This is a genomic window from Nostoc sp. (assembly GCF_036917575.1).
Classification (GTDB): Bacteria; Cyanobacteriota; Cyanobacteriia; order Cyanobacteriales; family Nostocaceae; genus Nostoc.
In genome coordinates this window covers 1-7,517 of record NZ_JBALDC010000049.1, presented here as the reverse complement: position 1 = coordinate 7,517, position 7,517 = coordinate 1, and the positions used below count along the sequence as shown (strand labels likewise).

The window sequence follows — 7,517 nt, the reverse complement described above, 5'->3', positions numbered from 1 at the left end:
TTCAGAAAGGTGATTTTTGGCTGGCATAAGTGGCTGATACTAAATTAATTATTTAATCTCTTATTATACAATCTAGCTGCCTAACAGCTTAATGATTGTTTATTCATCCATTTCATATTGATAATGCCTGAGTTCTAGATTAGTCAGGTGAATAAATTAAGTATTCCCAAAAGTAGGCCAAATTTTTCATTCAACCATAGAACTATTTATTGGGCAAATAGGGCATTGGGAAGAGGACAAAGGGACTCTTAAAAAGTCTGAGCGCTGCCTTCCAGCGTTGGCGCAGCTCGCCGTAGGCATCAGAACTTCTCCTAAAGGAGACGCGCAAGGAACGGACGAAAAACGGCGTTGCAAGTTCTCACCTCTTGTCCCCTTGTCCCCTTGTCCCCTGCTCCCCTGCTCCCTACTCAAATATATGGTGAAATATCTTCACCGCATTTATCTGCTAAATAGGAAAGAGCGCGAAAACGTAAACCTACCAGTTGCTCATATAACGGGTTAATTTTACACATCGGTGGAATATGCACAATCTTACGTCCAAATAAGGTGATATTTCGCTCAAAGGGACACTGCGCGGGAATCATTTTACACAAAAAGCGGGCTACTCTTGGGTCTTGGATATCTAGCCCATCAAGCCAGTGTTGCAGGGAGTGTAGGGTATTAATTTGACGCTTTGTCAGCCCAGTACTGGCGATAGGGAAGGTAATTTGCTGTGGGTGTTCTAGAGTGTGGCGAAGGGCTTCCAGTAAATTCTCTGGCTGTTCCAAGGTTTGACAGAACTGTTGCAGAATCTCATCTTCGCTGGGAGAATAAGTACCATCTGCGATCGCTACCATCACTGCTGTCCTTAAGAAATTTTCTGCGGCTGGCGTACCTTTTCCCAAAACTGCGGCTAATTCTTCTGGGGTAATTATCTCTAGAGAGTCGAATTTAATCTTAGGAGCTAATTCATTTTTGGTGATGCTGGCAATTAATTCCTGTTCTTGAACGTCAAAATCACCATCAGCCCAAGCAATAGTAAGCAGTCCACGCAACCAAGCGGCAATCTGTTCGTTGCTGTAGGGGGATTGAACGGTACTTGTCATAAACTCACGTCTCAAGCTTTCCTCAGTCACTACTACGCTACCCTAACCAATGACTATGAAGATATAGCAATCCGATTTGATTTGGAGAATCACTCGTAGAGGTAAGGGACTGGGGACTGGGGACTCTTAAGAAGGAATAAAGGTGTACTGAGTTTTTTTCAAAAATCAAATATGAGTCCTATAGTGAAAGCAGGATAGAAAAATAAATCAGAGAAGTTTTCAAATTGCAACAGTCGGTATTAAGGTAAAATCCATTTGTAAGATTGTTGAGAATTTTCCTACTTAAAGTGAATTTGATTGGAGTATCTCAAATATTCATCAAGTTTAAGATTGTAATTTGCGCCACAGAATGAAGGAGTTTTCTAAGTATGCGAACCTACCAGCTAAATATCGCTGACGCTTTTCTATAATGAATCGTTTACCTATGTTACTTGCTTCGGGAACATCCCAATGCAAGCCAAAAGACACAGGACTGGTACAAAAACCCTGTACAAACTTCTTTCCTTTGCGTTCTTCTCTAACGAGACGCTACGCAGATGCGTTTTTCCCCTAAGTCCAAATACCGTATAAAAATAAACTTGCACATTTGTGATCCTCCCCTTGCTTCTTTATAGGATTACGATCGCTTGGTATTAGTGAAATTAGTTTACTCTAAAAAATTAAGGTATATATAATGTTTTTCTTTGGCATTGAACACGAAGTAGCTTTCTTGAACAATGAGGGAAAGTTTGCTGATTTTTCTCACACAAAATTTACTGATTTCAGTCAAATTATTCAAAGGCTACCTACATATCCCAGTGACTATCCTCAACTCCGCGTTGGCGATGCCGGTATTAAGATGAAGAGATGGTACATTGAGGGATTTGAAAGATTTGCGGATTCTGATGAAGTAATAGACTGTCATGTTAAAGGTATTGAAATTAGAACAACTATCCACTCTAATATTCAAGGCGCTATTACTGAATTATCAGAAAGTTTTGACTTGCTACGTAAGGTTGCCAGTGACTTTGGCTTATCACCAGTTTTGGTTAGTTTCAATCCCTACAATCCAGCTTTTGAGCCTCAACCCCCATTAAATAATTATGAAATTAAACAGCTAGAAGCTTATCCTGACGAACAAACTGCTAATATTCACATGGTATCTTATGGACCTGATTTAAATATTTCAGTAGCAGATTTTTCAACTGAAGATGTAATTGATATTGGCAGAAAGTTAACTTATTACAGTCCCTATATCGTTCCTTTTAGTTATAGCTCTCCTTTTTACAACGGAGGTTTATGGGATGGACTATCGGTACGAACATTTATCAGAACTGGAAAAAGGCCAGCTACTCTAGTTTTTGTTCAAAAAGAAGAACAACTGATTAATAGCACACCTTCCTTAACAAAAATTGCCCGCATTCCGGCTGAAGTGGGACGCATCGAATTTAAGGCTTGTGATAGTTGTGATGATTTTTTAATCTATGCGGCTTTACTGATATTATTGAAGGGTTTGGTGTTAGATAAAACTTTACTGGGGAGAGCAACTGTACCCGATGCAGCGTTACACCAACTTTCTGCAAAAGAAGCATTTGAAAACCAAAGTATTTTTGAAAATGCGACAAAAGTTTTGCAAGCAGCCGAAGTTGCTTTAGGAAATGACCCAGATATTCATTATTTAACGCCGTTAAAAGTTATGCTGGCAAACCGAAAAACAAGATCCCATGAATTAATCGAAATGTTCCATCAAGTAAGTTCAATAGAAAAGGTAATAAGCAAGACTTATCAAGTTAATAGAAAAGATTCTCTTTAATCTCCTTTTATAATAAAGAGATTAAAAAGAATCTTTATATAAATTTATACTTTACAAATGTCCTCTCAGGTGCATATTCATGAAATTCATTTGATGAATAAAATTGAGCTAACTGAACATATATAGTAGAGCCATTAACCTGTTAAAACTAGATTAAGTCGATATACCTAGAGACTGATTTTATTGCAACTAAAGATGTAGTAAACTTCATTCTAGAGATTGATGCAGAGGTTAGCTTTCTCAAAGTAAAAGTGTAAACAGTGAACCTGAAACGAAAAATTTCAATTATGAAATCTAATGATTTTGTAAAATCTAATGATTTTTCTAAATGATTAAGGTGGTATTTGCTTGTTATCCCTTATTGTAAAATTTAGAAAAACAAAGGATATTTGTTCGTCAGGTTTGTTTTTAAAGAACTTTTAAATTGAAGCGGAGCTTAACAGTTTTATTGTTGCTTAAAATTGCTAAGTAAAGATATATGCTTCATTCTTTTAGTAAAAGTTCTGCGTTGTTAAGGCTGTTATCGAGGATTTCCAATGAAGATGATTACTGCTGTTTTATCTATTTTCCGTCCAGTACGTTTTCTAGTAGTGGCATTTACTTGCGCTCTAGTATTATTCTCTAATGCTTTTCCTGCTTTCGCAATCGATAGTTACCAAAGTAGTCCCCAAGAAGGTACTACACAATTACTTGACATTCAGCGCAAAACTGACGAAGCGGCTAAAGAACCACCAAAAGGATTGAAAGAGGTTCAAAAAGAATCCAATAAAGGACTTAATGAAGTTCAGGGAGCAGCTGACATTGACAAGCAAAAGCGTCCTGAGAATACTCAAAGTGCAAAATCTGTGGAAGAAAAAGCAAATAGTTTCTTGGACAAGATTACTGGTAAGTAACAGAGTTAATATCTTAGTAATTAATCATTAGTAATGGGTGATTGCGTAAAAGTAATCACTTATTGCTATATATTACATTAAAATCTCTATATATTTTTTTAACTGATAAAAAGCAAGTAAGGATATATGGCTAGTTGATAAATTATCTATCGACTGAAGAGTACTACCTATTAAGGCATAGGTATAATCATATAATGTAACAATTAATCTCAACCAATAATATTTCCTTTGGTCGATGTCGAATAGGTAGAAAATTTGGCAAGTTAATAGATAAGTTTGCATAGGGATGGAAAACAATGCGTGCGATAAACATTGGATTGACAGACGAACAGCGTCAAGGTGTAATTAATCTGTTAAACCAAGATTTGGCAGATGCCTATCTACTATTGGTGAAAACCAAAAAGTACCACTGGGATGTCGTTGGTCCTCAGTTCCGCTCTTTGCACCAGCTTTGGGAAGAACACTACCAAAAACTGACTCTAAATATTGATGCTTTGGCAGAGCGGGTTCGTGCTTTGGGCGGTTATCCAGTTGGCTCATTAGAAGGATTTCTCAAGCTTGCTACCCTCAAGGAACACGCTGGTAGTGTACCCACTGCAACAGGCATGGTAGCTAATTTAGTGGACGATCACGAGCAGGTTATTCGTAATTTGAGAGACCATTTGGATCAGTCTGGTGAAAAGTTCCACGATCAAGGAACTGCCGACTTTTTAACTGGACTACTCGAACAGCATGAAGAGATAGCTTGGATGCTGCGTTCATTTATTGAAGGCGAGGCACTAGATGCAGATGGTAGACAGCCAGCAGCAGGGGCTAAGACTCCCGTAGGTGTATAGCTCATAATCATACATCTGATTTGAAGATGGCTGAGGGAAGATTGATTCTTGCCTTAATTGATGTGAAAGAATTAATCTACCTGCATCCATTACTGTTCAGTTAAGCCTAAAACTAAACTTCTACGTAGGTTAGGGAGCCACTGCGTTGCAAGGGTTCCCCCCGTTGAAGTAAGTGACGTTTGAGGAATAAAACCTAGCACTTTTGTGACTTTGCTAGGTTTTATTCCTCAACTTCCAATTTTCTTAACTGAATGCTATTGTGCCTACATCTACTCATTCACCCTGCCAGTTTCGGATTTTGGAATTGAAAATTGGTTTTCATGTACTAATGTCACTTGATGTAAGTCCTCTCAAGTCGTGAGATCCAACCACACGACTGATTTTTTTATGCCGAGAAATTTATCTACCACAGTGGCTTTTTCTAATAAATGCAGTTCATCTAAAATTAAAAATTGATGAACTGCATTCTGCCTCTGTTGTTAAACTACTCTGCAAAACTAGATATCAAAGATTTATAATAAATAAATTATCCCATATTGTGGGATGGGTTTTTTGGTCTATCCTACAATAAGTAAGTATGTTAGACATATTATTAAAATACTTATAAACATTTATACGTATGCAGACAGATACCGCACTTAGATAGAAATTGCCTAGCTTTGAGCCTAGTTTGCATAATTTTGGGTGCATTACCGCAAATGCGCTGATACTTTAATTTACCCTCTTCATAAATTCCGCAAAAACACCGTTACGCTATTTGTAATTGCGATCAAAACTTAGAGCATCCAGTTTATGAGGGCGGATTTATGACCAACCCTGTAAAGACGGTTATCCAAGTCAATTTGGAGATGGCTCTAGAAGTAGCTCAGGAATTAGAGCAAGCTCCATACACTCAACTCGGTGCTTATTGTTTAGAAATTTTACGGGAAATCGGATGTCCTGGTACTGAACTTCCTGTTAACTTACAAACTCGCGATCAGCAGCTAAACTTCATTACAGGCTTTGCATCTTATGCTTTTGGGGAGGTACAAAGTGTATAAAACATTAATTGATGATATATTTTTTGATTCAGAAGGGGCAGAAGAAACTACTTTTCCTGCCACAGATGAAGATTTATTAATCTTAACAGAAAAATTTTTAGGGTTTGAAATTCCCTCAAAGGTTTTCTTGCAAGCGATCGCTATTGCTGATTACGACGGTGCAGCTGCTTTTCGGTACGTTGAGAATTATTTGATTACTCTTAAAAATAAGAAGAAACGTAAGCAGAAGAAATTACTTGTGTTAGGTTGTTCAACTAAATTTGACAATAATTAATGTGCTTATTCACCAGCTAACAAAAAACCAAGATGATTTAGATAAGATAATTTGTACAACTGATATAGAGACGTTGTAATGCAACGTCTCTACACATATTTATCTCACAGAAAAAAGAAAGTTTTATGTATGTATTAATGACTAATTAGTATTACTCTTTCCCAAGACAAACTTGTTCATAGCTTTTACCAGCAATATCCCAAGTGAATTCTGTTTCTACTAGTTGTCTGCCGTTGTGAGACAATTCTGAACGCAGATGTGGACGATCGAATAGTTGACTAATAGCGGTGACATACTCTGCCGATTTATTGGCTCGTAATGCCCGTAATGGATGACTAGCAGCATCTACAGCTAATCCCTCTAAACCGCGATCGCTCGCTACTACAGGTATACCAGCTGCCATTGCCTCTAAAGTTTTATTTTTAATCCCAAACCCAGTCCGCATCGGTACAACGCAGATGGTGGCTTGATGTAAATATTCTGCCATCGAAGGTACACGCCCAAGCACATTAATTCCTGGTTTTTTATCAAGTGCTAAAACTTCCGCTACAGGATGAGAACCGACAATATCGAAAGTTGTATCGGGATACAATTTTTGAATTTCTGGCAAAACTTCGTTGCTGAAAAAGCAGACAGCATCAATATTTGCCAAATTATCCATTGCACCAATAAAAATTAGGCGATGTCCTCCTGGATCAATGGTACGGTTAGGAAAAGAAACTAAATCTACACCATTGGGAATAACTGTAATTTCACTATTGGGGTTAAATTCTTGTAATTGAATTTTATCTTCTTGTGTTGTTGCGACAATTGCCGAAAATTTAGCACAGTAGTTTTGCTCATAACGCCGCAAAAGTGGCAAATTAATTTTATCTCTGAATGAATTTTCGGAAATACCTGTTGTTAATTGGTTCCGACAGGTAGCGTAAACAGAACTATGAACATTAACGATGGTTTTTAGCTGTTTGCGAAAATGTGGCTGCACATAAATTTCATTGACGCTGTGTTCGCAGGTAATTACATCGCATTTTCCCGCTTCCACCCAATTATCAACCCATGTTTGCATCTCAACTGAGTAGCGGTTGAGTACACTTGGCGGTGTCCCCTGCTGCAAAAATCTATTAAATCGCTGTATTTTCTGCAATATTCTGGTGGTTTGAGAATCTGGCGGACGTTCAAAAATGGCTAGATGATCCACACAATCGCGTAATCCTGCTACTTCTGCATCTGTAACATCGCCCTCGCGTTGAGTCACCAGGGTAACAGTATGGCGTTGACTTAGGTATTTAAGTAAATTAAATGTCCTGACTTGGGTTCCCCCGCGCGTTGGTGGGTAGGGAAAGGTGGAAGATAGCATTAAAATGTTCATACAAGTAATGAATCAAATGTGATATAGCAGGAGACAGGAGACAGGAGGCAGAAGGCAGGAGGTAAAAACCTTACTATTCCTGAGATTCACGCTTCTCATTATGTCCTAATCTATCTGGCAACTGCTATATATACCAATACGGTTCAGTTAAGGCTCAAATAGCTGTAAAATAGGCATTGTTTCCAAAAATGGAAATCAAGTTCGGTGCATCTTAAAGAATTCTCATTA

The 7,517-nt window shown here is 37.9% G+C and carries 7 protein-coding genes; 5 read left to right on the top strand and 2 right to left on the bottom strand.

The window, feature by feature from the left end:
- Window positions 1–407 precede the first annotated feature (407 nt).
- Entirely contained in the window at window positions 408–1,085 is a 678-nt protein-coding gene (locus V7K79_RS13370) for a Mo-dependent nitrogenase C-terminal domain-containing protein (RefSeq protein WP_335048313.1), read from the bottom strand.
- 673 nt (window positions 1,086–1,758) lie between these two features.
- On the opposite strand from V7K79_RS13370, the gene V7K79_RS13365 reads away from it, so the two are divergent.
- The 5 genes from V7K79_RS13365 to V7K79_RS13345 all read left to right on the top strand — a co-directional run bounded on the left by V7K79_RS13365 (window position 1,759) and on the right by V7K79_RS13345 (window position 5,920).
- Window positions 1,759–2,877 carry a glutamate-cysteine ligase family protein gene (locus V7K79_RS13365; RefSeq protein WP_335048311.1) on the top strand — a complete coding sequence of 373 codons (1,119 nt, stop codon included), beginning with the start codon at window positions 1,759–1,761 and terminating at the stop codon, window positions 2,875–2,877.
- 536 nt (window positions 2,878–3,413) lie between these two features.
- A complete protein-coding gene (locus V7K79_RS13360; protein ID WP_335048310.1) occupies window positions 3,414–3,770 on the top strand; it encodes a hypothetical protein in 357 nt (118 codons plus the stop codon).
- Window positions 3,771–4,066: 296 nt separating this feature from the next.
- Window positions 4,067–4,606: a Dps family protein gene (locus tag V7K79_RS13355; protein ID WP_335048308.1), complete on the top strand. Its 540-nt coding sequence runs from the start codon at window positions 4,067–4,069 to the stop codon at window positions 4,604–4,606.
- An 806-nt stretch (window positions 4,607–5,412) separates the two neighbouring features.
- Complete coding sequence (locus V7K79_RS13350) at window positions 5,413–5,646, top strand: hypothetical protein (protein WP_292783841.1); 234 nt, start codon at window positions 5,413–5,415, stop codon at window positions 5,644–5,646.
- Window positions 5,639–5,920: a hypothetical protein gene (locus V7K79_RS13345; RefSeq protein WP_335048306.1), complete on the top strand. Its 282-nt coding sequence runs from the start codon at window positions 5,639–5,641 to the stop codon at window positions 5,918–5,920. The genes V7K79_RS13350 and V7K79_RS13345 overlap by 8 nt, the downstream gene beginning before the upstream one ends.
- Before the next feature lie 151 nt (window positions 5,921–6,071).
- Here the strand turns inward: V7K79_RS13345 and V7K79_RS13340 are convergent, their stop codons facing one another.
- A complete protein-coding gene (locus tag V7K79_RS13340; protein ID WP_335048305.1) occupies window positions 6,072–7,289 on the bottom strand; it encodes a glycosyltransferase family 4 protein in 1,218 nt (405 codons plus the stop codon).
- Window positions 7,290–7,517 lie beyond the last annotated feature (228 nt).

Coding starts and splice junctions, on each gene's coding strand:
- V7K79_RS13355 (WP_335048308.1), top strand. CDS start 4,067: ATGCGTGCGATAAACATTGGATTGACAGACGAACAGCGTCAAGGTGTA.
- V7K79_RS13365 (WP_335048311.1), top strand. CDS start 1,759: ATGTTTTTCTTTGGCATTGAACACGAAGTAGCTTTCTTGAACAATGAG.
- V7K79_RS13340 (WP_335048305.1), bottom strand. CDS start 7,289: ATGAACATTTTAATGCTATCTTCCACCTTTCCCTACCCACCAACGCGC.
- V7K79_RS13350 (WP_292783841.1), top strand. CDS start 5,413: ATGACCAACCCTGTAAAGACGGTTATCCAAGTCAATTTGGAGATGGCT.
- V7K79_RS13360 (WP_335048310.1), top strand. CDS start 3,414: ATGAAGATGATTACTGCTGTTTTATCTATTTTCCGTCCAGTACGTTTT.
- V7K79_RS13370 (WP_335048313.1), bottom strand. CDS start 1,085: ATGACAAGTACCGTTCAATCCCCCTACAGCAACGAACAGATTGCCGCT.